A 25,862-nucleotide genomic window follows, 5' to 3' on the forward strand; every position below is an offset into this window, starting at 1 on the left:
CTTTTTCAACGTTAAAACCTTCAAAACATAGCTGTTTTGAAGGTTTTTTTATGGTATTTTAGTGCAAACTCAACTACTAATGAAAAATATAATCTCTGCGCTACTTATCTTGGCGCTGATTTCTTCCTGTAAAAATGAATCTAAACCTGAACCCATTACCGTGAAATACCCCGTTACCGCAAAAGGTGATACTGTAGATACTTATTTTGGCACCGAAGTTAAAGACCCTTATCGTTGGTTAGAAGATGATCGAAGCCCAGAAACAGAAGCTTGGGTAAAAGAACAGAATAAGACAACTTTCGGGTATTTAGAACATATTCCCTTTAGAAATGATCTAAAAAACCGTCTTGAAAAACTATGGAATTATGAGAAATTAGGATCGCCTTTTAAAAATGGTGATTACACCTATTTCATGAAAAACGACGGACTCCAAAATCAATATGTCGTTTATAGAGCTAAAGGTGATGAGAAACCCGAGGTTTTTTTAGATCCGAATACATTTTCTGAAGATGGCACTACATCTTTGGCGGGTTTGAGTTTTACTAAAGATGGTTCATTAGCAGCCTATCAAATTTCTGAAGGAGGTAGCGATTGGCGAAAAGCAATTATTTTAAATGCCGAAACCAAAGAGATCGTTGAAGACACGTTGATTGATATTAAATTCAGCGGACTCTCTTGGAAAGGTAAAGAAGGTTTTTACTATTCTAGTTATGACAAACCAAAAGGCAGTGAGCTATCGGCTAAAACCGATCAACACAAAGTATACTATCATAAATTAGGCACACCTCAAAAAGACGACGAACTTATTTTTGGAGGAACTTCTCTAGAAAAGCATCGCTACATAGGAGCTAATGTTACCGAAGATAATAAGTACTTATTAATAAGTGCATCTGTTTCTACCTCTGGCAACAAATTATTTATTCAAAATTTAGAAGACCCAAACGGATTACTTATTCCTATGGTCGAAGACACTGATTCTGATAATTACGTTATTGACAACGTCGGTTCTAAGCTCTATATCGTTACCAATAGAAATGCACCTAACAAGAAAATAGTTACTGTTGACGCTGCTAACCCAGAAGCAAAGAACTGGGTAGATTTTATCCCGGAAACGGAGAATGTATTAAGTCCGAATACTGGTGGCGGTTATTTCTTTACCGAATATATGGTAGACGCTATTTCTAAGGTAAATCAATATGATTATGACGGTAAACTGATTCGTGAAGTAAAATTACCAGGTATAGGTTCTGTTGGCGGATTTGGTGGAGAGAAAGATGATAAAGAACTATATTTCTCTTTTACCAATTACAACACTCCCGGTTCTACCTATAAATTTGACCCTACAACCGGCGAATATGAACTGTACTGGAAACCAGAAATAGATTTTAATCCTGCTGATTATACTTCTGAACAGGTTTTCTATGCTTCTAAAGATGGTACCAAAGTACCTATGATTATCACCTATAAAAAGGGAACAGAATTAAACGGTAAAAACCCGACAATTCTATATGCCTATGGCGGATTTAATGTAAGCTTAACTCCGTCTTTCAGCATCGGTAATGCCGTTTGGATGGAACAAGGCGGAATTTATGCTGTTCCTAATCTACGAGGTGGTGGTGAATATGGTAAAAAATGGCACGATGCGGGCATCAAAACTAAAAAGCAAAATGTGTTCGATGACTTTATTGCTGCTGCAGAATATTTAGTGGCTAACAACTATACTTCAAAAGAATATTTAGCAATTCGCGGAGGTTCTAACGGAGGATTACTAGTTGGCGCAACAATGACGCAAAGACCAGATTTAATGCAAGTAGCGTTGCCTGCAGTTGGCGTTATGGACATGTTACGTTATCATACGTTTACGGCTGGCGCCGGATGGGCATACGATTACGGTACCTCAGAAGATGATGAGGAAATGTTCAAATATTTAAAAGGCTATTCGCCTGTACATAATATAAAAGCAGGTACAGCTTACCCAGCTACTTTGGTTACAACAGGTGACCATGATGATAGAGTGGTGCCAGCCCATAGTTTTAAGTTTGCCGCAGAGCTTCAAGAAAAGCAAAAAGGTAACAACCCAACATTAATAAGAATTGAAACAAATGCCGGACATGGTGCTGGAACTCCTGTAAGTAAAACCATAGAGCAATATGCAGATATTTTTGGCTTTACACTCTACAATATGGGCTACACCGAGCTACCTAATAAAAGTGTTTTAAAAGAATTTAAGAAGTAATTCCTTTTTAAAATCAATAATTTATTGAAAAATCCGTTTCATATTGGAACGGATTTTTCAATTTTGCATTCCTAAGTACAAAAGCATGTTACGAGTAGAAAACCTATCATTTTCTTATGATAAACTTCCAGTATTAGAATCCATTAATTTACGTATTCAGCGTGGAGAACATGTGGCTATCATTGGTGAAAGCGGGTGTGGCAAAAGCACCTTGTTGAAACTTATGTACGGACTAATGGATTTAGATCAAGGTGAGATCTTTTGGGAGGACGAACAAATTTTAGGTCCGGCTTATAACTTGGTACCTGGTCCTGCATTTATGAAATATCTATCGCAAGATTTTGATTTAATGCCTTTCACTTCCGTATCCGAAAACATTAGCCAATACCTTTCTGTCTTTTATCCAGAAGAACTTAAAGAAAGAACACAAGAGCTATTAGAAATGATAGAGCTTACCGAATTTGCCAATACAAAAGTAAAAACACTTAGTGGAGGGCAACAACAACGCGTTGCATTAGCTAGAGTATTAGCACAAAAACCAGATATTTTACTACTAGACGAGCCTTTTAGCCACATAGATAATTTTCTTAAAAACAGTTTACGCCGTAATATTTTCAATTATCTGAAAGAGAATAGAATTACAACCATTGTCGCAACACACGATGTAAACGATGTGTTGCCTTTTGCCGATCGTGCAGTTGTTTTACGGGACAGAGGCATTATAGCTAGGGCAAGACCTATGGAGCTTTATAAAAATCCAAAAAATCTGTATGTCGCTTCACTTTTCGGTGAATCAAGTATGATTTCTATAGATGTACTTAAAACATATGCGAATACAAAAAGGAAAATTATCGTTTATGCTCACGAGTTTCGAGTTTCGCCTTCATCAGGATTTCATGTTACTGTAGAAAAAGCTTACCCAATGGGTGCCTATTACTTAACCGAAAGTAAAAGTGATGATGATGAAACCATCTTTTTCAATGCAGATAAATTACTGCCAAAAGGAAAAGAGGTTTTTTTAAATGTCGCCATTGAAACTATAAATCAACGAATACAAGAGGCTGCTACGAGCTAACTTTTCAATTTACAGAAAGTACTCTTGACCAAAAAATGTTCCAATTTTACATAAAAAATAGGGCAATTCTTTTTTTATACATTTGCTAAAAGCATGTTGTGAACCAAGAACAAATACTAAACGAGTTACAGTTTAAAGCTATTAGAAGTAGTGGTCCCGGTGGGCAGCACGCAAATAAAGTATCCTCTAAAGTAGAATTATCATTTCATATTGAGTCCTCAGCGGGACTTACAGAACGTCAGAAAAAAAGAGCACTTCTAAAACTGGGAAATAAAATTAGTAAAGAAGGAAATTTAATTTTACAGTGTGATGAATCTCGTAGCCAGCACAAAAACAAAGAATTGATTACTAAAAGATTCTTGAAACTTCTAGAAAAATCTTTGATAGTACCTAAGGCACGAAAGAAAAGTAGACCCACGAGATCGTCTATTGAAAAAAGATTAAAAGGCAAAAAAATTGCCTCACTCAAAAAGACGAATCGCGGTAAGCCAGACTACTAATAGCTATATCATTTTATGCAAAGATGGAATAGAATACAAACACGGTTATTGCACCTGTAAGACCAAGAACTCCCGTACCTAAGCCGAAAAGTCGATACCCTGTTTTTACGTTCATGCCGCTCATTTGTGTTACCACCCAGAAAAAACTATCGTTTGCATGAGAGATTACTGCAGAACCAGCCCCGATAACAACAACTACCAAAGCTTTCTGTATTTCGGTATCAAAACCAAGTGATGACATCATAGGCATGATTATCGATGCTGTTGTTACCAATGCCACCGTCGAAGAACCTTGCGCGGTTTTCAACGCTGCAGCAAGAACAAAAGGCAAGAAAATACCCATATTATAATCGGTCAATGTTTGCCCTAAAATATCGGCAATACCAGAGTTCTGTAATATTTTACCAAAAATTCCGCCGGCACCTGTTATCAATAATATAGAAGCTGCATCTTTAATTGCCTTACCTACCCAACCAGAAGAAGAAAGCATATCATAATTTAATTTCTTTGGTAATAATAGACATAAGAACACACCAATTAATAAAGAAATTACAGGTTCACCTACAAAATTTATTAAGGCAATTAATTCACCGTCTTGAGCAAAATTGACCGAGTTCAATACTGATTTGAGAACAATAAGAAAAATAGGAACTAAAATAGGAATTGATGCTTTTAGAGCACTAGGTGAATCTTTTATCTCCCGTTCTGCTTCCATCGCATCTTCAACATTAGGCTCAATAAGTGTTTTAGAAGCATATTTCTTGGCGAATATAATTCCCACAATCAAAGCCACTATACTTGTTGGAAATCCAAAAGCGATAACGAGCCCTAAATCTGCGCCTAAAATACCTGCGGCGGCAATTGGTCCTGGTGTTGGCGGAACCATAGTATGTGAGGCCATTAGGCCCAACCCTAAAGCTATTGCTGGTCCTGCAATTGATATCTTGGCTTTTTTAGAGAGACTTTTGTTTAAAGGGTGCAACAGCATAAAACCGCTATCGGCAAAAACAGGTATAGAAACAATGTACCCAATGATACCCATGGCTGTTGGTACTCGTTTTTTGCCGATGATACTTAGTACTTTTTCGGCTATTGCGAAAGCACCACCGGTATGTTCTAGAAATGCCCCTATAATGACACCTAAAACAATGATTAATCCAATTTTACCTAGCGTACCACCAAACCCGTCATTGATTGAAATAATAATTTCGGCATAAGGCATACCTGCAAAAATTCCGTATAAAATGGAAATTATAAATAGCGCTAAAAAAGCATGAATCTTAAGCTTTGTAGTCAATATAATTATGGCAATGACAGCGATAAGCAAATAGAAAATCTCCATAACTAAAAATCAATCTATATTTTATTCAATGCCTAATTTGACCCTTTTAAGGCTGACTTTAGAAATTCTAATTACCAATTTTGATGGTAACCGAGTGAAATTTCAAATACGACAGCTTTAAGATAGCTAAATAAAATTCAACATTTAACTAATGTATACTTACAATAGTTAATGAGTTACCATTGAAACTAAAAACATCGCTAACAGCTTTACCAAAGACGAGTTTACCAATAGGCGTTGCAGCAGATATACAGTATACCGACTTAGGCTTACTTTTGAATTCTCCTGCTGATATAGCTATATAATAAATGAAAGTATCTGTGATGACCAAACTCCCTAAACCTACTGTTTGAGCTTTTCTTTCTTTTGGAACTTTTGAAAGTAATTGTTGCGTTTTTTCTAGTTCTGCTAATTGCTGACCTAGTTTTTCTCGCTCCAACTGTATCATGGCGCGACCGGTTTCGTGCTTATCGCCAGCACTACTTTTTGTTTCTGACGAGAGCGCAGCTTCAAGCTCTTTAATTTGTTTCTGTATTCTAGTCAACCTATCGTTAACAAAACGCTCGCAAAAGTGATAAGCGTCTTTTTTTAAAATATTAAATGATTCAGTTTCCTTCAATGTGATACAGATCTGCCAGTTTATAGATCAAGTAATTTACGATTTGATTATCACTTTCACCATCACTTAGCATTTTTTGAATCTCTATTTTATTTTCTGCTTTAAAATATTCTAAATCACCAGATCGATCTTCACTAAAAATATTCCAAGATTTTAATCCGCTCAACATTGCTTTATGCGCTTCATACCTTTTTGTTATCGTTTGTACCCTTCTTTTATCAACCTTACCCATTGCTTCATCATCATGCAATAATTTGTAGTCTGCCGTAATTTTTGCATCTGCTTTTTCCGCTTCGGTTATAATTTTGAAGTACGCCTTTGAAACTAATGATTCATATGTGGCATTAAAGCCCGTTGCTACAATTTCATCTTCTGCTAAAGGAACATCACTATCTGAACTTGCATATAAATCAACATTAGTATATGAATTTTTGGCTATAAGTGATTCTTTCCAAGCCTGACTTTTAATATGCTCTTTCCAAACTTTAGCGTATTCTCGTTGATAATGGGTTTTAGATAAACCACAACTGTTAAAGCATATTATTACTGCAATAGCTGTAAGGGCAGCCATTGAAATTCTTTTTATCAATGTTCTCATATAGTTTAAATTCTATTACAAACCATCTTAGCAGTCTACTGTTCTAAGTAAACGGATAAGTGCATTTAGGGTAATAGATAAAATGAGGGGACGTACAATTTATAAATAAAAACCAGAGTACAAGGCGCTTTTAGATAAGAATTAAAAAAACGGGTTAAACGGTGGTATATTAATTATAAATATTGGCTAATTTCTTACCTATGGTACTGCCAATTGCAATACCCATACCACCCAAACGTACGCCACATGCGACATTTTTAGACAATTGCTTTATAATTGGTTTTTTCTGTTGACCAACACCCATAATACCACTCCAGCTATAATCAACTTCAATAGTTTTCTCCGGTAATATGACCGTTTTCAAAAGGTCTTTCAACTTATTCCCAACCAACATTGTAGTACCAAATTCAGTCGTTTCTTCAGATTTAAAATCTAAATTTCTGCCGCCACCCAATAAAATTCGATTATCGATATTTCTAAAATAATAATAGCCTTCTTCGAGATGAAACGTTCCCTTAATTTGTAAGTCCTTAATTGGTTTCGTAATGAATACCTGAGCTCTTGCCGGTTTTACGTCCTCAGATAAGAGCTGTGCGGCAAATCCATTTGTAGCTATCAATAATTTCTTGGTCGTAAACTCTAAATCTTTTGTTTTAATACTCACTTGGGTACCAGAATCTTCAAACCCTTTTACATATGTAGCGTTTAAAATTGTTACTCCCTTTTGTAACGCTAATTGAACTAAAGACTTCATCATCTTACCAGTATCAATCTGTCCTTCAAAAACTTGAGTAATATAGTGCTTGTTAATGCCCTTAAAATTAAATCGGTTCGTAGTTCTTCTAAAAGCATCATCCTTAAAAACTGGATGAAGCATTTCATTTACCATCTTAATTTTATGATGACAATGTTCGAATAGTTCTTGGTCACTCTCAAAAAACAACTCATGCCCTCCATTATTTTCATAAGCAATTGCATCATCTCCTAATAGCCCACGTAAATTTTGTATGCCGTCATGTCTATCTTGCACAAGTTTAACAACGTCTTCTTCTGAATGTGTTTTAAGGTCAGATAAAACTTCAGAAATACTGCCAAAACAGGCAAAGCCAGCATTTTTCGTACTTGCGCCTTGAGGAAGCATACCCTTTTCCAAAATTAGTATACGTGCCTGAGGGTGCTTATTTTTTAATTCTAAGGCACAATTTAAGCCCACAATGCCACTACCAACAATTGTATAATCTATGTTCGCAAACCATGATGTACGTTCCCAATAGCTTAAGTTCATTGTATAATTAAGTTTAAAGAATTATAACCCTCTTGAGTCCATTTCATCTTTTTCATACCTACTATCTTCTGCCGGGTATCTAAGACTGTCTTCATATTTTCCCGATTGTTTTGCCAAAGACCAAATAAGACTTTCGCCAGCAAATTCTGAATTAGGTTGATGTTCAAAAACTTCATCATCATATGCTTTATCGGCATCAATAATCGTCCATCCCTTATTTATAAATTCTTGTATCAAGTCCCCTAAAAACAAGGCTGAAGTTAAATTATGATGTAATAATATAGTGTGGTTAATATGTCGGTCGTTCAACTCATACGATAGCTTTTCATAATAATTTGCCCTATCTATTAAATGCTGTAAATAATACTTCTTAAACTTAGCAACTTCTGCATTTTCAAACCCCACTTCTTTTATTTGCTTTAAAAGGCGTTGATTTATATACCAATCAGATGCATCAATAGTGACATACCCATTTTTATATTCATGAGCTTTAAGAACATTTCTTATACTATCAACCTTTAGTTTATTTGCTCCTTCTTTCAAATATGGAAACCTAAAATAGTTGACCGAATTACTAAACTTAGAGATGATGGAATCTGTTTTATTCAATTCATTTTCAAATATTTCAGTATCATTTTTAACTGAATTAAAATTAGGATGTGTAAAAGAATGGTTAGCTATACTATGCCCTTCTTGATTCCAGCTATTCAATAAATATTGCCCTTTTTTATCCAATTTGTTTTTACCGGTTACAAAGAAAACAGCCTTTATCTTATTCGTTTCTAAGTGATTTAACAACATTTGGTTCCAATCTTCAAATGCAAAGCCGGCCAAATCTGATGTTATACCATCATCAAATGTAAAACTGATAGTTTTGTTTGAAGATTGTATTTCTTTTGTTTCTGCTATAGCTCCTTTAGATTTCTCACTAGGAATTTCTTTACATTCAAAAAAAGAAACTAATAATAGTGCAGTTATAGGTATTATTTTGGTCATTAAAATAATTGGAATTTACAATGAGTTTTTCTTCCATAAATATACTTAAACGATGTAAAACCTGATTTCTAAAAAAGTTTTAAAATAAAAAACTCCAACATTGCTGTTGGAGTTCGTTATTAACTTTCGGGTTGAGGATTCATTTTCCAATCGTTCATAAAGGCTGTTGTGTAATTTCCAGCCAAATAATCTGGATGGTCCATTAATTGCCTATGGAATGGAATGGTCGTTTTAATTCCCTCAATTACAAATTCGTCTAATGCACGCTTCATTTTGTTAATTGCTTCTTCCCTTGTTTGGGCCGTTGTAATTAGCTTAGCGATCATTGAATCATAATTTGGAGGAATACTATACCCACTATAAACATGTGTATCCATTCTTACTCCGTGACCACCTGGTGTATGTAAGGTTGTAATCTTACCCGGTGATGGTCTAAAATTGTTATAAGGATCTTCTGCATTAATTCTACACTCTATAGAATGTAATTTTGGAAGATAATTTTTACCTGAAATTGGTACACCTGCAGCTACAAGTATTTGCTCACGTATTAAGTCATAATCAATAACCTGCTCTGTAATTGGGTGCTCTACCTGAATACGGGTATTCATTTCCATAAAATAGAATTTACGGTGCTTATCTACCAAAAATTCTATGGTACCGGCACCTTCATATTTTATGTATTCCGCAGCTTTAACAGCAGCTTCACCCATTTGTTCCCTTAACTTATCTGTCATGAAAGGTGACGGAGTTTCCTCTGTCAACTTTTGGTGACGTCTTTGTATAGAACAATCTCTTTCAGATAGGTGACATGCTTTACCATATTGATCACCAACAATTTGAATTTCAATATGTCTTGGCTCTTCAATTAGCTTTTCCATGTACATACCGCCATTACCAAAAGCAGCGGTTGCTTCGTTTACGGCGCTATCAAAAAGTTCTTCCATTTTGTCTTCAGACATTACGGCGCGCATACCCTTACCACCACCACCGGCAGTAGCTTTAATCATTACAGGGTAGCCCATTTTCTTGGCTATCTTCTTAGCATCTGCAACATCTTTCAAAAGACCCTCTGAACCAGGTACACAAGGTACACCAGCTTCTTTCATGGTTTCTTTGGCCGTAGCCTTATCTCCCATTTTGTCTATTTGATCACCAGAGGCACCAATGAACTTGATTTCATGCTCAGCACATATACGAGAGAACTTAGAGTTTTCTGAAAGAAAACCATAGCCCGGGTGAATGGCATCTGCATTTGTAATTTCTGCAGCAGCAATTATATTTGGTATCTTTAAATAGGACTCGCTACTAGCAGCAGGGCCGATACATACCGCTTCATCTGCAAAGCGTACATGCAAACTCTCTTCATCTGCCTTACTATATACAGCTACCGTTTTAATACCCATTTCTTTACAGGTACGAATAACGCGCAAAGCGATTTCTCCCCTATTGGCAATCAGTATTTTTTTAAACATCTTTTAAATTTTAAGTTCTAGGTTCGACAAGATTCTTACATACCGTGATTATAACAGTATCTAACAACTACTACTCAAAATTTAGTTAAGAAGGATCTACCAAAAATAATGGTTGATCAAACTCTACTGGTGAAGAATCATCTACTAATATCTTAACGATAGTACCAGAAACTTCAGATTCTATGTCGTTGAACAATTTCATTGCTTCAATTACACAAAGTACATCTCCTGTACCAATTGTATCTCCTACCTCAACAAAAACAGGCTTGTCTGGAGATGGCTTTCTGTAGAAAGTACCAATAATAGGAGACTTAATAGTGATGTATTTATCATCCTCGGCTTTTTTCTGCTCAGCCTCTGTAGGTGCAGCAGCTTGTGCTTCTACCGGTGCTGCAGCAACAGCTGGCATAGCTTGTTGGGCCATAGGCATAGTGTGCACATAAGTTGGCTCAGAATTCCCACTTAAGCTTCCGGTACGAATGGTAATCTTAATATCATCCGTTTCCAATTTTACCTCGCTAGCGCCAGATTTGGCTACAAACTTGATAAGGCTTTGAATTTCTTTAATATCCATATTTCTATAAGTTATAATTGGTAGTTGTTGTTGTTAGTTATAAGCCCATTTTAAGTAGATAGAACCCCAGGTAAAACCACCACCAAAGGCGGCAAAAACTAAGTTATCTCCTTTTTTAAGCTGTTTTTCGTAATCAAATAATAAAAGTGGCAATGTTGCAGATGTTGTATTACCATAGCGCTGAATATTCATCATCACTTTAGAGTCATCTACACCCATTCTTTTGGCAGTGGCATCAATAATACGCTTGTTTGCTTGGTGTGGTACTAGCCAGTTGACATCATTATCAGAAAGTTCATTTCTAGTCATGATTTTTGCCGCTACGTCTGCCATATTGGAAACGGCAAATTTGAATACCGTCTTTCCTTCTTGAAAAATAAAATGCTTTTTATTGGTGACGCTTTCTATGGTTGCTGGCATAATAGATCCGCCACCTTCCATTCCTAGAAATTGTCTTCCGCTACCGTCTGCTCTTAAGTACTCATCTTGCAAACCTAAACCTTCATAGTTAGGCTCAAAAAGTGCAGCACCGGCACCATCTCCAAAAATTATGCAAGTGGTACGATCGGTATAATCTATAATAGATGACATTTTATCCGCACCTATTAGTAGTACTTTCTTGTAGCGACCTGTTTCTATATGACCTGCAACTGTTGACATTCCAAAAAGAAAACTAGAACATGCAGCCAATAAATCATAAGCAAAGGCATTTACGGCGCCTATTTCAGAAGCTACAAAAGCTGCTGTTGATGCTACCATACTATCTGGAGTTGCGGTGGCAACGATAACTAAATCTATTTCGGAAGCATCAAGGCCCTTCTTTTCCATAAGGTCCTGAGCGGCTTTAATGGCTAGATAAGACGTGCCCTCACCTTCTTCCTTTTTTAATACCCGTCTTTCTTTAATACCAGTTCTGCTAGTAATCCATTCGTCATTGGTATCAACCAATTCCTCAAGCATTTTATTGGTCATTACAAACTGGGGAACATAGCCTCCTACCGCGGTAATAGCTGCTGTAATTTTGGTCATACTTTATTTGCTTTCTTGTAAAAAACTTAAAAAACGAGTCAAAAGTCATGAAAAATAATGATTTTCAACGACTTTTCGTGTAAAGTTATCGGGTTTTTAAAAAATTGCAATTGATAGCTGTAAAGCTATTACACCTTAAATTATCTGAACAACAAGGTGCTAAAATATAAATTGGACTAAAAAAAACTCCCTACTTCTAATGAAGTGGGAGCTTAGTATAAGTTCAAAAAGTCTTAAGCTTCTGCCTCTTCGGTTTTATCAACCAAAACTTGACCTCTATAATGTAATTTTCCTTCGTGCCAGTGAGCTCTGTGAAATAGGTGAGTCTCGCCAGTTGTAGAATCTGTAGCCAAAGTAGGAGCTACTGCTTTATAATGTGTTCTTCTTTTGTCTCTCCTTGTTTTGGAAATTTTTCTCTTAGGATGTGCCATTTAAACCTTATTTATCCGTTAATAGTTTCTTTAATTCGTCCCATCGGGGATCGCTTTCTTCTTTATCTGATCTTTTCTCTTTTGGTTGAAGCTCGTTTAACCTGTCTAACACTTCAGATTCTAAAGTGCCATCTTCAATACCAGGATGAATTCTTTTTTGTGGAACTGCCAATACAAGCATTTCATACACATACTGCGCAATGTTCAATTGGTGTTCGTTATGAGGAAGAATTAATATTTCATCATTTTCATCATTATACTCTTCACCAAACTTAACCACCAAATGTAAATCTCCGCTTAAAGCTTGATCATACGGTTCGCTAGTTATATCACAATCAACATTTACTGTTCCTGATGCCTCCAAATCAACCTCCATCATTGTACTTGTTTTATTAAGTACTACATCTAAATTGATGTTAGCAGCATTGAACTCATCGTATCCAAAAGAATCAAAGAACGTATTTTCAATCTGGTAATTAAAGTTGTGTTTTCCTTGCTTCAATCCTGAGAAAGGAATATTGAACTCCTTTTGCTTCATCACGTACACACTTAAATTAACACTATTCGCCCTTAAAAGGCGGGTGCAAAGATACTATAATTTTAATAAAAGACAATAGTTATCAACTATTTATCTTTATAACTTTTTAATCTTATAAAAAATTAACGCTCTCTCTTTAAACGCTGCTTTTTTAATACGTCTTTCGTAAGCTCTTCATATTCTGTTCTATTCTTAAAAATCTTTAAGGCCATAAAAACCGCTTCTTTAAAAGAGCTCTCGTCAGCAACACCTTTTCCTGCTATTTCATACGCCGTTCCATGATCTGGTGATGTTCTAACTTTACTTAATCCTGCTGTAAAATTAACGCCTTGACCAAATGAAATTGTTTTAAAAGGAATTAAGCCTTGGTCATGATATGCTGCTAAAATGGCATCGAACTTTTTATATCCGTCCGACCCAAAAAAGCTATCTGCAGAATAAGGTCCATATACTAGATGACCCATATTTGACATTTCTTTAATTACCGGCTTCATTACCTCATCATCTTCTTTGCCAATTACTCCGTTATCTCCGCTATGTGGATTAATGCCTAACAAAGCTATTTTTGGTTTACGAATACCAAAATCCATCATCAATGATTTTTCTATGGTATTGATCTTATCGCGTATAAGTCTAGGGATAATTGCCGCCGAAACATCTTTAACCGCTACGTGATCCGTTAATAACCCAACCTTTAGTGTATCTGTTACCATAAACATTAAACTCTCGCCATCTAGTTCTTGAGCTAAATAATCTGTATGTCCAGGAAACTTAAACTCTTCTGATTGAATATTGTTTTTATTAATAGGTGCGGTTACTAAAACATCTATATCACCTTTATTTAATGCCGCTACTGCCGCTCTTAAAGATTTAATAGCATACTCACCACCTTCTTTTGTTGACTGCCCAAAATCTATTCTAGGCATTTCTTTCCATACATTAACAATATTGATTTTATTGTCTATTGCTTTTGAAGCATCTGGTATACCATTAAATACAATGTTAAGCTTCAATTGCTTCATTTGGAAAGAAACCGTCTTGTTTGAAGCAAAAATAACGGGAGTACAAAAATCTAACATTCTACTGTCTTCGAAGCTTTTTAATGCCACTTCACAACCTATTCCATTTAAGTCCCCTATTGATATGCCTAACCTAATTTTCCTATTTTCCTCCATGATATTCTGTACCTTTGTACTCAATTTTGAATATTCAAAATTACTTAAATTAAACGACACATGTTTACGGGAATTATTGAAACATTAGGTAAAGTAACCTCGCTTGAAACTAAAGGCGGTAACTTAGACATCACTATAGAATCTAGCTTAACACCTGAATTGAAAATAGATCAAAGTGTTGCTCATAACGGGGTTTGTTTAACCGTTGTTAGTCTAACAGACACCACCTATACCGTAACGGCAATAGCCGAAACACTAAGTAAAACCAATCTTGACAGTTTAAAAATCAACGATTCTGTAAACTTAGAACGTGCAATGATTTTAGGGTCTAGATTAGACGGACATATTGTTCAAGGCCATGTAGATCAAACAGGAGAATGTACCAACGTAAGGGAAGATAATGGTAGTTGGATTTTTTCTTTTACCTATGACGCAAAAACTGGAAACCCAACCATTGAAAAAGGTTCTATTACCATTGACGGTACAAGTTTAACTGTAGTGAATTCTGGCAAGAATACTTTTGAAGTTGCTATAATACCTTATACATACGAGCATACTCGTTTTAACACCTACAAAGCTGGTACTATTGTAAATCTGGAGTTTGATGTTATTGGGAAGTATGTTGCAAAATTAATGGCTAAATAACTACCTATACTTTTATAAATATCTTTTTCTGATAAAGAAAGTAGCCCACAAAGCTATAAAACAGCACTACAGTTAATCCATATAACAAGGAAGACGTTTCTAGTGCAAGAAAATCATGCACATATACCTTTTGAAACAACCACCCATGTAATGACGTTTCGCCAACTTGTATCTGACCCATTACTTTGCTAATAAAACTCGATAAGAAATAAATTACAATAGCATTTGCCCCTGCATATCTAAATATGGAACCAAATTCTATTTTCTTAACATCGGTCAAGTAATAAATAAGTGCCAGAATTAAATTAGCCCAGCCTGCGGTTACCAAAACAAAACTACTTGTCCAAAGTGCTTTATTGATTGGGAATACAAGATTCCAAATATGACCAATAATTAAAAAACTACCACCAATACCCATTAATATAGTTGCCTTCTTTTTTTGAGTACTCGTTAATATAAGACCCGTAAATACACCTAACAAAGAGCTGGCAATAGAAGGTATTGTACTTAACAAGCCTTCTGGGTCATAATCTGCCTTGTAGTTGTGCGAACCAAATACTTTTACATCGATCCAATTTGCTAAATTATTAGGTGCTCTTTCTAGAGTTGAAGCTACACCATCAACGGGAACAAAGGTCATTAATAACCAGTATCCTATTAAAAGTACCGCGGTTACCCAAATTAAATTTTTCCAACTTAGGTTAATGAACAGTAATGCAGCAAAAAAGAATACCACACCTATTCTTTGAAGTACCCCAGGAAAACGGATATCACCAAAATCTTTAAAGAATGGAAAGTGAATAACGAATGCTCCTAAAAAAAGTCCGAGTCCAATCAGCTTCAATGCCCGAATTCCTATTTTACGATATGCCTTAACATCTAAAGTTCTGTTTTTATATGAGAAAGCAATAGATGTACCTACAATAAATAAAAAGAACGGAAAAACTAAATCGGTTGGTGTATACCCATGCCAATCGGCATGTAGAAATGGACCATAAACATTAGACCATGTTCCTGGTGTATTTACCAAGACCATTAATAATATGGTAGCTCCCCTAAAAATATCAACCGATAAAATCCTATCCTTTATCATCTTGATATTATAATATGTTATCCTTTAAACGATTCCAAGCTTTTACCAATAACACTGCCGCTATAGTAGAAACAACCGTTAATACAATTGCTTGTGTAGTTCTGCCATAAATCCAATATCCTGTAGCAAACATAATTGAGTAAATTAATACCACACCTAACAACATAGCTGTTAAACCAGCCGGAACGCTCCATTTTTCTTTATCCTTAACAATCTCTACCGCATCTGTTTTTGCATCACCTACCACTTTTGCCCAACCCGGACCTCCTGGTTGAATTTTTCTATAGAAGCTACGTAATGTATCATTAGATTCTGGTTGAGTCATATACGTTGCCATCAACCAAATTGCAGTGGTTACCACCACAATAAATATGTATTCTGACCAATCTGGTAATAGACCAGTATCAGTAGCAAAAAGATATGCCCCTACCGGAGTCAATTTTAAAATAATAGAAATAATACCCGATGCGAACATTGCAGTAATTTCACTCCAAGCATTAATCCTCCACCAAAACCATCTTAAGATAAATATAAGTCCGGTACCTGCACCAAAAGCCAATAGTACATCAAACAATTGAAGTGCATTTTGAAGTAACAATGCTAAACCAGCACTAAAAATCATTAGTACTACAGTAGAAATTCTACCTACGGCTACCAATCTTTTCTCAGATGCATTCGGATTAATCTGTTGCTTATAAAAATCATACACAATGTAAGACGACCCCCAATTTAACTGTGTACTAATAGTACTCATATATGCTGCAACCAATGAAGCTAGTACAACTCCTAAAAGTCCGCTAGGTAATTTTGTCAACATTGCTGAATATGCTAAATCATGACCTAATTTATCTGGAGTTACATTTGGGAAAGCCTCTTGTATACTTGCTAAATCTGGGTATACAACTATAGATGCCAATGCAACCAAAATCCATGGCCAAGGTCTTAATGCGTAGTGCATAATATTAAAAAAGAATGTTGCACCAATTGCGTGATTCTCATCTTTTGCCGCCAACATACGTTGTGCAATATAACCACCACCACCTGGTTCTGCACCTGGGTACCAAGAACTCCACCATTGTACCGCTAATGGAATTATAAATAAGGTTATCAATGCTTTCTTATTACTGAAATCTGGAAGTATATTTAGTTTAGAAGCTACATCCTCATTTGCCATTAAAGCCTTAATACCACCAACTTCAGGTATATTCACTAAATAATAAGCAGCACCTATTGCTCCTGCCATAGCTACGAAGAACAATAGAAAATCTGTATATACCACACCTTTAAACCCACCTAAGGCACTAAAAGTAACCGTAATTAGACCAGCACTTACTACAGTTTGCCAAGGCTCTAACCCAAGCATAATGCTTCCTATTTTTATTGCTGCCAGTGTAACTGCAGACATGGTTATTACATTAAAAATTACCCCTAAATAAATAGCTCTGAATTTTCTTAAAAAACTTGCGGGCTTACCGCCATAGCGCATTTCATAAAACTCAAGATCCGTATTTACGTTAGACTTACGCCAAAGTTTAGCATAGACAAATACCGTTAACATACCGGTGATTAAAAAACACCACCAAACCCAGTTACCCGAAACCCCGTTGGTACGTACTATATCTGTCACTAAATTGGGTGTATCTGTGGAAAAAGTGGTCGCAACCATTGAAAGCCCTAAAAGCCACCAAGGCATTGTACGTCCTGAAAGAAAAAATTCTGAAGAACTTTTACCTGATTTTTTTGATACATAAATCCCTATTCCTAAGACAAGAGAAAAGAAAACTATAATAAAAGTATAGTCTAGCGTACTGAGTTCCATAAGTTGGTTTTAGGTTGATTGTTAAAGATATATTATTTTAGGACATTTTTACATCTAATACGCTAAACGTACCACGTGCTTCTATCAATAACTACTGAAATTACCCCAACCGCTTGGATACTTGCTTCTATAGCTACGTTTATAATCGGTTTGTCAAAAGCAGGTATTAAAGGTATCGCTGTTTTAAATGTCACTATAATGGCGTTGGCATTTGGCGCTAAACAATCTACCGGTATGGTAGTTCCTTTACTGATTCTCGCTGACATTTTTGCCGTAATCTATTACAATAGATATACCCAATGGAAGTATGTTTTTAAGGTACTGCCATGGATGATTTTTGGTCTAGTGATCGGTGTTTTCGTCGGGAATGAAATGCCAGAGAAATTTTTTAAAATAGGTATGGCAACCATAATTATCATAACTGTAGGTATGATGTTTTATTGGGACCGTAAAAAAGATAAAAATGTACCATCGCACTGGACTTTCGCTGGATCCATTGGTACTATCGCAGGCATCACTACTATGGTTGGCAATTTAGCCGGCGCTTTTTCTAATATTTATTTTTTAGCCATGCGCCTACCTAAAAACCACTTTATTGGTACTGCAGCTTGGTTATTTTTAATAATTAATATTATAAAACTACCCTTTCATTTCTTTGTTTGGAAGACCATTACATTAGAGTCATTGACCTTAAACCTAATGCTCTTACCTGGTATTCTATTAGGCTTTTTTGTCGGTATTCGTTTTATTAAGCACATTAAAGAAGCATTTTTTAGAAAGATGATATTGGTTTTAACTGCCGTAGGTGCCGTGCTTATAATGCTTAGTTAGCACCTCAATTTCATCTATATTTCACAGGTGGTTGAATAAAGTCCACATATTTAAGATTAGGGTTAATCTTAACTTCAGCTTACATGTACTTTTATGAGCACTAATCAAGAAATATTTTCAGCTCATGAATATCATAGGAAATTTCATAAAGGGTGTTATAAATGTAACCGATAAAATTACCGGTGACGACAACCCAATAGAAGAACAAAAAGAAGTTCTTAAAAACCTTTTAGAAAAAGCAAAAGATACTTCTTTTGGTAAAGCTTATGAGTTTGAAAATATTCTAGAAAGTGATAATCCTCAACAATCATTTCGTAATGCGGTGCCCTATTTTGACTACAATCAAATAAATAAAAAATGGTGGCATAAATTACATGAAGATCAAACGGATGTTACTTGGCCTGGCAGCCCAGATTATTTTGCATTAAGCTCTGGTACAACAGGGAAAACAAGTAAGCGTATACCTGTTACAGATGAAATGATAGACGCTATACGACAAGCAGGTATTAAACAGGTTCTAGCTCTATCTAATTTCGATTTACCGGCAGATTTCTTTGAAACAGGAATTCTTATGCTGGGTAGTTCTACTGATCTAATTGAAAATGACGACCATTTAGAAGGAGAGATTAGCGGTATTAGCGCTAGTAATATACCATCTTGGTTTAGCGGTTATTATAAACCAGGAAGAGAAATTGCAAAAATTGAAGATTGGGACGAACGCGTTGCAAAAATTGCCGAAAAAGCAGCAGATTGGGATATTGGGGCTCTAAGTGGCATACCTTCTTGGATAGAATTAATGCTGAAAGAGGTTATTAAAAAACACAACCTCAACAACATACATGAAATATGGCCTAATCTACAAGTTTATACTTCTGGCGGAGTGGCATTTGGTCCTTACGAAAAGAGTTTTAACGCATTAATGGGAAAACCCGTAACGGTCATAGACACCTATTTAGCATCCGAAGGTTTCATAGCTTTTCAAGCAAGACCAGAAACCGATGCCATGAAATTGGTAACCGATAACGGAATCTACTTTGAATTTGTGCCTTTTAATCCAGATTATATTTTAGAAGATGGATCTCTTTCTCAAGATGCTCCTTCACTAACATTATCTGAGGTTAAAACCGGTCAGAATTATGTACTTATTATTAGCACCGTCAGTGGTGCATGGCGCTATCTTATTGGAGATACTATTGAGTTTACAGATGTTGAGCGTGCCGAAATTAAAATTACAGGGCGTACTAAATTCTTCTTGAACACCGTTGGTTCTCAATTATCAGTAAATAAATTAGATGATGCCCTAAAAGAGATCATGGAAACATTTGATATTGAAGTACCGGAATACACGCTATGTGCAAAGAAATATGAAGACGGATTTTACCATACTTGGTATTTAGGTACTAAAGCAACACAAGACCCTAAAGACATTGCAGATAAGCTAGATGCGTCTTTAAAAGCAGCTAATAAAAATTATAAGGTTGCCCGTTCAAAAGCTTTGAAAGGTGTAAAGGTATTTACAGTAGATCCTGATGTTTTTTATAGCTGGAACGATAGCAATAAAAAGAAAGGCGGACAGGTTAAAATGGAACGTGTTATGAAGGAGGAAAAATTTGCCGAGTGGGAAGGTTTTGTTGAAAAACAGAACAATAAATAATATTGCTAATCTATACTGGCAGCATCCCGTTCTTCAACCAAAATCATGATTTCTTCTGGCGATAGATAGAAATTTTTAATTCGGTCTACGTATTCTTGGGTTAATCCTGCTTCCTTTAAGATAAATTCTTTAGTTGCAAGAATATAAGTTTCCATACCATGGTTAACGGCATATGAATCTGCACGGCGTTCTGCCTCACGAATATAGTTTTTAGAGGTTACATATTTAAATCCGAAGCCAATTAGATTAAATCCACTTCGCTGCTCAAAATCCATTACGTGACCTAATTCATGACCTAACCACCCTATCATTATTTCAGAAGGTATGTCTTTAGTATAGTACACAGAATCTGCAATCTTTATTCTTTCACTTATTAATATATTATAAGACCTCTTCTTCTTTGACTTAAAAACACTCCAAAAAGAAGGCTGTGCCTGCATTGTAGATTTTTTAATATTCTTTTTAAACTTAAATTCAATTTTAGTATTAGTTAATTCTGGATAGTGCGAAAGGGCTATTTTTGCCTCTTCGGTTATTTCATGCGGAATTGTATGTTGTGCAGATGCAACCATAGAGTAACTTAAAATTATTAAGATTAAATAGTTCAATTTATTCTGTTTTATTAAAGTAGCGGGCTAAAAAATTTAGCTAGTCCTTCTAAAAATTTACTAAAAGGTGATCTATTTTTAAATTCCTCCAAATCAACTTTTACATCTTCGGTACAGTGCTTCGTAAATAGCTTTTCAATCTCCGATGCTTTTTCATCATCATAGACTATAGCATTGGTTTCAAAATTGTGCTCAAAACTTCTGTAATCAAAATTACCCGACCCTACAGATACTATTTCGCCATCAATAATAATTACTTTACTATGAGAAAAATCTGGTCTAAGATAAATGTTAGCCCCTACTTCTAACAAAGCTTCGAATGTGGAGAACATACTGTATTGCGCAAGTAAGGAGTCGGATATTTTCGGAGTTAACAACGTAACTTTTACGCCGCTCAAAGCTGCTATCCTAATAGCTTCCAATACTGGTTCTCCTGGAATAAAATAAGGGTTGGCAATACAAATGCTTTTTTCTGCAATATTGATCATTGCCAAATATTGTTGCATAATTGCAGGGTATCTAGAATCTGGACCGCTTGATATTATTTGTGTAACGGTTTTACCCGTAGGTTCTACTTTTGGAAAGTACTTGTCTTGTAACAACAATTCTTCCTTTCCCGCAAAATGGTAATCTTTTACAAATACCCGCTGTAAACTATTAACGGCCGGACCTTGAATACGTAAATGCAAATCTTGCCAGATTCCAAGTTCTGAAACTGGTTTCATGTATTTATCTGACACATTGAATCCGCCAGTAAATCCTATTTTACCGTCAATAATTAAAATTTTTCTATGATTTCTATAATTAAGGGTAAACAAGAGATTTCCAAATCGAATGGGCATGGTTGAAAATGCCTTTACCCCAATATCCTTAAATCTTTTTACTCTTTTGCCACGCATAGAATTACTGCCAAAAGAATCATATAACATTCTAATCTCTACCCCTTCTTTAACCTTCTTTTTAAACAGCTCATAAAATCTATCTAACAACATACCATCTTCTAAAATGTAATATTGTAGATGAATAAATTCTTTAGCTTCCTCTATCGCTTTAAAAATAGCTCCAAATGCTTCCTCTCCACTATTTAACAGCTTTATATCATTGCCTTCGTATGGGGCAAAATAACTATTCTTTCTAATGAGCGATGCTAACTTTTCTCGTTTATAATCATCAAAATGGTGAACACTTTGTTCTCCACCTTCCAGTTCTTTATAAGTTTCTGAATAGAGCCTTCTCTTTTCGGTTTGTTTTAATTTAAAGAGCTTGAATTTTCTTCTATTTATTCCAAATAAATAATATAGTAGAGGTCCTAAAAAAGGAAATATGATAACAGATAAAGACCAACTAATCATCTTAGTCGCCTTAGATCCATTAAAAATTATATTGACAATACTCCATAGAGTAACTGCAATGTAAGCTAGCCAAAGAATTGTATTTATCACTCTATTTGTTGTTTCTTAACAAGATACTATAAAATGACCCACCCCAGCGTAGCAAAAATCTTTCAAGATACTTTTAGTTTGAAACGAGTTAATTACTGGATGTGGTTGTGAGTACTTTTAAAAAAAAGTGATGGGAGTAATTGCTATGGATAAAAAACAAATAACCCTTTATTACAGTTCAGAAAATTCAATTGGAAAACAATTGAATGCATATGTAGAGTCTTCGGGTAAAGACAACTTAACAATAGATATTTCTAAAACCAACGTTACCGGAACCCAATGGGCAGAACTTGCCGATGGATTAGGTAAAAAAATATCTGAATTGGTGAATACCGAACATCCAGATTTTAAGGATGTATATGGCGAGGATACCATAGATTTAGATGATGATGGATGGTTGAAAATACTGAACAAATATCCAAGTTTTCTAAAGAATGCAATCGTTATAAAAGGTGAGGAATATATTGAACTTACAAGTGCATCAGATTTTAAACAATACATGGATCCCGATAGTGCTGGTATAGAAAAACCATATAAGTAATTGCTTTTACTTCTAAACATAGGGTTCCCAGAACTTCTAATTAGATTCTATTAAAACAACCCTTATGTCTAAGATTTTAAAATGGCTTATTGTAGGTTTTATTGTCTGTATTGGTGGTTATATGCTTGCCCAATGGAAAATGAAAAGCGAAGTCATTAGCTTTTTAGAACGTAAAGTTCCTAATCATATAGATTTCGCATATGATAATATCACTATCGATCTTCTTAAAGGAAATATAGCCTTTGAAGAGGTTGTGGTAGTTAGTTTAGGTAAGCAAACCTCTTCATGCGAAATTAAAGTAAATGCAGACAGATTATCTATTACTGGATTTAGTTATTGGAAGCTGCTTTTTAAAAAGTCTATTTTTCTAAAGACACTTACACTTACCAAACCTCATCTTAATTTTAAGACATGTCCAAATGATTCTGACAATGAAGAAGCAAATAAGAGCAATCCTATAAAATTGCTTAAAGAGATTTTTGTTGAGGAATTAATTTTTGATTCTGGTATTGTTGAAATTTGGGATGCTAATGAAGAAGTAGAATTAATTTCAATTGAATCTATTGATCTTTCTTTAAAGCAGGTTACAACAAATCCGGAAATTATAACTAAATATGTTCCTTTCACTTTTACTGAATATAAACTTGATTTTCAAAAATTCAACGCTCCACTGGGAGAATTTGAAGCGTTGAAAATGGAATCTATGGTCATTGATAATTCTAACATTGAAATCAACAACATATCACTTGCAACTATTTATTCTAAATCTGAACTAAGTAAAAAAATTACTTATCAAAGAGATCACATAAATCTATTTATTCCTTCCATTAACGTTAAAGATCATAATTATGTAGTTTCAAATGACTCGCTACAAGTTAATTTTAAAGAGCTATTTCTAACGAAGCCAATGTTAGAAATGTACCGAGACAAGTCTAGGTTAGAAGATTATAGAAATAAGCCACTTTATGCTGAATTACTCCGAAAACTACCCTTTAAAGTGGCAATTGACTCTGTTTTTATAGAAAAAGGATCTATTATCTACGAAGAAGATATTCCTAATAACGTAAAAGCTGGCGCATTAAGCTTTGAAAAATTAGATGCCACTATAAGTAATCTGTCCAATTTAGTAAATGTTGAAGACCCCCTTAAAATTCAATTGAGAGCCAATTTAATGGGGGTGGGTAAATTTCATCTTGATTGGCAATTTGACGTACAGGATTTACGAAATACATTTCTTATCTCTGGCGGACTCTCAAATTTTAATACAGCTAATCTAAATGATTTTCTTGTTCCCAATTTAAGAACACAAACAACAGGAACAATAGATCAATTATATTTTACAATTTCAGGTGATGATAATGTAGCTACTGGAGATATTAAAATGAGCTATGAAGATTTTAAGTTTCAAGTACTCAACAAGGAAAGAAACGGTATAAAAAAAGTTCTTTCTTTTATTGGAAACCTATTCGTTAACGACGGATCAAAAGCAGATGAAAATGGGTACAGGTATGGTGATATAAACGTGGAACGTGTTAAGAATAAATCGTTCTTTAATTACTTATGGATCAATTTACAAGACGGATTATTAGATGTATTAACCGGTAATGGCAAAAAGGATTAATACACTATTTATAAAATTAAAAAGCCAAGTAGTAAAACTACCTGGCTTTCTTTTCATAGCAATATTTTATACTAGTTGTCATCAGTAGCATCTTCTACCGCATCTTCAACCTCATCAGCTCCGTCTTCGATTCCGTCGCCAATATCATCAATTCCTTCTTCCATTTTTTCTCCTGCAGTTTTTTCTTCTCTACAGCTTGTTGCAACGCTAATTGTCATAAATGCGAATACAATCATTAATAGTGACTTTTTCATAATATAGATTTTAATAATTAGGTTAACATTTTAAATAATAGGCACGGCGGTTAACTTGTTAACGATTTAGTTCCTCATACCTGTCAATACAAAAATGCCACTATTATGTTGGAGTGCTTGGTTGTAAAAAGTGAAATATTAACTCATCCACCAAAAACGTATTTAGACTAAAACCCTTTACTTTACTTTAGGTACTGCAGATACAAGCTTATTCTTTAGAATTAATTTGGTTTAGAAATTTGACCTATATTGTTGGGTATATTATACATTAATGGGCACAAAAAAAGAACTTAAGGAGTTAAATGTGGTAGATGTTGTAAAAGATATTGCCAATAGATTACAGGTAGCATACAAAGAAGAGAACAATGAAATTTGTATGGATATTCCTGAAGAAGCTGGTTCTGGCCATATTAAAGCAATAAACTTTTCTCATGGTGTAGGTGTAATGGATGTTGACATTACTTTAAAAAAAGAAGTGCGTTTTGTGCTTAATCAATCTTTAGTACAGCCCCTACAAATAGTTTTCAATAGAAAAACCAGTTTGTTACACGAGTTTGACGGTCAAGAAAAGCAAACGGAGATTAAACATTTAGAAAGTGCTATTTTTTCTTGTAATAGTAAATATGGTAATGTTCTTAACCTTAAAGCAAACGAACCAATTTCCTTTTTTAATCTTGAGATAAATAGAAAACTGTTCGAAGAAAAAATTGAATCTTTTCTTCCTGAAATGAATGAAGATTTAGAGGGTCTTTTTAGAGATGTAAATGGTGTTAACCTGTTCTTTCATAAAGGTCATTATAGTTTGGATATTGCTAAATGTATTGAGGAAATAAACCAAAGTGAAGATACCGGTTTTACCAAAAGTGTATTTATAGAGGGTAAGTGTTTTGAAATACTGGCTCATCATCTGCGCCAATATGTCGATGATGCATCGCCAAGTGAAAAAAGAACCATATTAAGACAATCTACAGTCGTAAAAATTGAAGAGGCTGCGCACATTATTGATGATACCTTAGAGGAGACTCCAGATATAATTTCGTTATCAAAAAAAGTAGGGTTAAATCAAAATACACTACAAAACGGATTTCAAAGTTTATTCGGCTTATCAGTAAAAGAATATATTCAAAACAACCGGATGGAAAAAGCCAGACATTTAATGGAAACCACCACTTTGAACATCACTGAAATAACATATAGAATTGGTATCAACTCTAGAAGCTATTTTGCCAAGCAATTTAAAGAACGGTATGCGATGACTCCAAAACAGTATATGCAAAAACTTGCTTCTAATAACAAAGGAGAAACCAATACAATCTAAAATTATCCTTCAGAAACACTTCTTTTAAAACTATCAAAAATCCATTTTAACATTTTCAGTGAAATCAAAAGTGCTCATTTATGTCAATTAACATTTCAAAAGTGTTAATGTAAGTCTCTTAATTCTAGTTTTTTTGTAAAGTACAATTTGCATTGTGCTTTAATAA

Annotated in this window: 25 protein-coding genes; 9 read left to right on the forward strand and 16 right to left on the reverse strand. The window is 34.8% G+C overall.

The genetic code is table 11. The annotated features are described in order from the left end of the window. Nucleotides 1–79 precede the first annotated feature (79 nt). The 3 genes from BM296_RS03105 (at nucleotide 80) to arfB (ending at nucleotide 3,811) form a co-directional block, all read left to right on the forward strand. The gene (locus BM296_RS03105) at nucleotides 80–2,236 is read left to right on the forward strand and encodes a prolyl oligopeptidase family serine peptidase (protein ID WP_091901382.1); all 2,157 of its coding nucleotides are present in this window, start codon (nucleotides 80–82) and stop codon (nucleotides 2,234–2,236) included. A gap of 85 nt (nucleotides 2,237–2,321) precedes the next feature. Continuing rightward, nucleotides 2,322–3,311: an ABC transporter ATP-binding protein gene (locus BM296_RS03110; RefSeq protein ID WP_091901383.1), complete on the forward strand. Its 990-nt coding sequence runs from the start codon at nucleotides 2,322–2,324 to the stop codon at nucleotides 3,309–3,311. A 98-nt stretch (nucleotides 3,312–3,409) separates the two neighbouring features. Beyond that, complete coding sequence (gene arfB / locus BM296_RS03115; RefSeq protein ID WP_091901384.1) at nucleotides 3,410–3,811, forward strand: alternative ribosome rescue aminoacyl-tRNA hydrolase ArfB; 402 nt, start codon at nucleotides 3,410–3,412, stop codon at nucleotides 3,809–3,811. A gap of 13 nt (nucleotides 3,812–3,824) precedes the next feature. Here arfB and BM296_RS03120 read toward each other — a convergent pair whose 3' ends face one another. The 11 genes from BM296_RS03120 to pdxA form a co-directional block, all read right to left on the reverse strand. Beyond that, nucleotides 3,825–5,153 carry a GntP family permease gene (locus BM296_RS03120; RefSeq protein ID WP_091901385.1) on the reverse strand — a complete coding sequence of 443 codons (1,329 nt, stop codon included), beginning with the start codon at nucleotides 5,151–5,153 and terminating at the stop codon, nucleotides 3,825–3,827. 148 nt (nucleotides 5,154–5,301) lie between these two features. Then, the gene (locus BM296_RS03125; protein WP_245786958.1) at nucleotides 5,302–5,772 is read right to left on the reverse strand and encodes a 3-oxoacyl-ACP synthase; all 471 of its coding nucleotides are present in this window, start codon (nucleotides 5,770–5,772) and stop codon (nucleotides 5,302–5,304) included. Next, nucleotides 5,759–6,370 (reverse strand): hypothetical protein, encoded by a 612-nt coding sequence (locus tag BM296_RS03130; protein WP_091901386.1) that lies wholly within the window; start codon nucleotides 6,368–6,370, stop codon nucleotides 5,759–5,761. The genes BM296_RS03125 and BM296_RS03130 overlap by 14 nt, the downstream gene beginning before the upstream one ends. A 169-nt stretch (nucleotides 6,371–6,539) precedes the next feature. Further along, nucleotides 6,540–7,655 (reverse strand): NAD(P)/FAD-dependent oxidoreductase, encoded by a 1,116-nt coding sequence (locus tag BM296_RS03135; protein WP_091901387.1) that lies wholly within the window; start codon nucleotides 7,653–7,655, stop codon nucleotides 6,540–6,542. Nucleotides 7,656–7,676: 21 nt separating this feature from the next. After that, nucleotides 7,677–8,651 (reverse strand): polysaccharide deacetylase family protein, encoded by a 975-nt coding sequence (locus BM296_RS03140; RefSeq protein ID WP_091901388.1) that lies wholly within the window; start codon nucleotides 8,649–8,651, stop codon nucleotides 7,677–7,679. A 119-nt stretch (nucleotides 8,652–8,770) separates the two neighbouring features. Next, nucleotides 8,771–10,123 carry an acetyl-CoA carboxylase biotin carboxylase subunit gene (accC, locus tag BM296_RS03145; RefSeq protein WP_027065621.1) on the reverse strand — a complete coding sequence of 451 codons (1,353 nt, stop codon included), beginning with the start codon at nucleotides 10,121–10,123 and terminating at the stop codon, nucleotides 8,771–8,773. An 85-nt stretch (nucleotides 10,124–10,208) separates the two neighbouring features. Next, nucleotides 10,209–10,697, reverse strand: coding sequence for an acetyl-CoA carboxylase biotin carboxyl carrier protein (accB, locus tag BM296_RS03150; protein ID WP_027065620.1), 489 nt, complete (start codon nucleotides 10,695–10,697; stop codon nucleotides 10,209–10,211). A 33-nt stretch (nucleotides 10,698–10,730) separates the two neighbouring features. Continuing rightward, nucleotides 10,731–11,726 (reverse strand): beta-ketoacyl-ACP synthase III, encoded by a 996-nt coding sequence (locus BM296_RS03155; protein ID WP_027065619.1) that lies wholly within the window; start codon nucleotides 11,724–11,726, stop codon nucleotides 10,731–10,733. 233 nt (nucleotides 11,727–11,959) lie between these two features. Then, nucleotides 11,960–12,157 (reverse strand): 50S ribosomal protein L32, encoded by a 198-nt coding sequence (gene rpmF, locus BM296_RS03160; RefSeq protein WP_027065618.1) that lies wholly within the window; start codon nucleotides 12,155–12,157, stop codon nucleotides 11,960–11,962. Nucleotides 12,158–12,164: 7 nt separating this feature from the next. Then, on the reverse strand, nucleotides 12,165–12,695 hold the full coding sequence (locus BM296_RS03165) for a YceD family protein (RefSeq protein ID WP_027065617.1): 531 nt from the start codon (nucleotides 12,693–12,695) through the stop codon (nucleotides 12,165–12,167). 122 nt (nucleotides 12,696–12,817) lie between these two features. Beyond that, on the reverse strand, nucleotides 12,818–13,870 hold the full coding sequence (gene pdxA / locus BM296_RS03170; RefSeq protein WP_091901389.1) for a 4-hydroxythreonine-4-phosphate dehydrogenase PdxA: 1,053 nt from the start codon (nucleotides 13,868–13,870) through the stop codon (nucleotides 12,818–12,820). A 60-nt stretch (nucleotides 13,871–13,930) separates the two neighbouring features. Between pdxA and BM296_RS03175 the strand changes: the two genes are divergently transcribed. Continuing rightward, nucleotides 13,931–14,515, forward strand: a complete 585-nt coding sequence (locus BM296_RS03175; RefSeq protein WP_091901390.1) for a riboflavin synthase — start codon at nucleotides 13,931–13,933, stop codon at nucleotides 14,513–14,515. Nucleotides 14,516–14,519: 4 nt separating this feature from the next. On the opposite strand, the gene BM296_RS03180 is transcribed toward BM296_RS03175, so the two are convergent. Together BM296_RS03180 and BM296_RS03185 are read right to left on the reverse strand one after the other, a co-directional pair. After that, nucleotides 14,520–15,608, reverse strand: coding sequence for an acyltransferase family protein (locus BM296_RS03180; RefSeq protein WP_091901391.1), 1,089 nt, complete (start codon nucleotides 15,606–15,608; stop codon nucleotides 14,520–14,522). Nucleotides 15,609–15,615: 7 nt separating this feature from the next. Continuing rightward, nucleotides 15,616–17,427: a sodium:solute symporter family protein gene (locus tag BM296_RS03185; RefSeq protein ID WP_091901392.1), complete on the reverse strand. Its 1,812-nt coding sequence runs from the start codon at nucleotides 17,425–17,427 to the stop codon at nucleotides 15,616–15,618. Nucleotides 17,428–17,502: 75 nt separating this feature from the next. On the opposite strand from BM296_RS03185, the gene BM296_RS03190 reads away from it, so the two are divergent. Next, nucleotides 17,503–18,258 carry a sulfite exporter TauE/SafE family protein gene (locus BM296_RS03190; protein ID WP_091901393.1) on the forward strand — a complete coding sequence of 252 codons (756 nt, stop codon included), beginning with the start codon at nucleotides 17,503–17,505 and terminating at the stop codon, nucleotides 18,256–18,258. A gap of 124 nt (nucleotides 18,259–18,382) precedes the next feature. Beyond that, nucleotides 18,383–19,912, forward strand: coding sequence for a GH3 family acyl-acid amido synthetase (locus tag BM296_RS03195; RefSeq protein WP_091901395.1), 1,530 nt, complete (start codon nucleotides 18,383–18,385; stop codon nucleotides 19,910–19,912). A 5-nt stretch (nucleotides 19,913–19,917) separates the two neighbouring features. Here the strand turns inward: BM296_RS03195 and BM296_RS03200 are convergent, their stop codons facing one another. Together BM296_RS03200 and cls are read right to left on the reverse strand one after the other, a co-directional pair. Next, nucleotides 19,918–20,520: a hypothetical protein gene (locus BM296_RS03200; RefSeq protein ID WP_317041472.1), complete on the reverse strand. Its 603-nt coding sequence runs from the start codon at nucleotides 20,518–20,520 to the stop codon at nucleotides 19,918–19,920. A 14-nt stretch (nucleotides 20,521–20,534) separates the two neighbouring features. Further along, a complete protein-coding gene (gene cls, locus BM296_RS03205; RefSeq protein WP_231500516.1) occupies nucleotides 20,535–21,962 on the reverse strand; it encodes a cardiolipin synthase in 1,428 nt (475 codons plus the stop codon). Nucleotides 21,963–22,092: 130 nt separating this feature from the next. Here cls and BM296_RS03210 point away from each other — a divergent pair, with 130 nt between their 5' ends. Both BM296_RS03210 and BM296_RS03215 read left to right on the forward strand, forming a co-directional pair. Beyond that, nucleotides 22,093–22,503, forward strand: coding sequence for an arsenate reductase family protein (locus tag BM296_RS03210; protein ID WP_027065608.1), 411 nt, complete (start codon nucleotides 22,093–22,095; stop codon nucleotides 22,501–22,503). A 64-nt stretch (nucleotides 22,504–22,567) separates the two neighbouring features. After that, nucleotides 22,568–24,124, forward strand: coding sequence for a hypothetical protein (locus tag BM296_RS03215; RefSeq protein ID WP_091901396.1), 1,557 nt, complete (start codon nucleotides 22,568–22,570; stop codon nucleotides 24,122–24,124). Nucleotides 24,125–24,195: 71 nt separating this feature from the next. Here the strand turns inward: BM296_RS03215 and BM296_RS03220 are convergent, their stop codons facing one another. Continuing rightward, complete coding sequence (locus BM296_RS03220; protein ID WP_027065606.1) at nucleotides 24,196–24,378, reverse strand: hypothetical protein; 183 nt, start codon at nucleotides 24,376–24,378, stop codon at nucleotides 24,196–24,198. 271 nt (nucleotides 24,379–24,649) lie between these two features. Here BM296_RS03220 and BM296_RS03225 point away from each other — a divergent pair, with 271 nt between their 5' ends. Continuing rightward, nucleotides 24,650–25,696: a helix-turn-helix domain-containing protein gene (locus tag BM296_RS03225; protein ID WP_091901398.1), complete on the forward strand. Its 1,047-nt coding sequence runs from the start codon at nucleotides 24,650–24,652 to the stop codon at nucleotides 25,694–25,696. Nucleotides 25,697–25,862: the final 166 nt, after the last annotated feature.

The sequence above is a fragment of the Maribacter stanieri genome (assembly GCF_900112245.1).
GTDB lineage: Bacteria > Bacteroidota > Bacteroidia > Flavobacteriales > Flavobacteriaceae > Maribacter > Maribacter stanieri.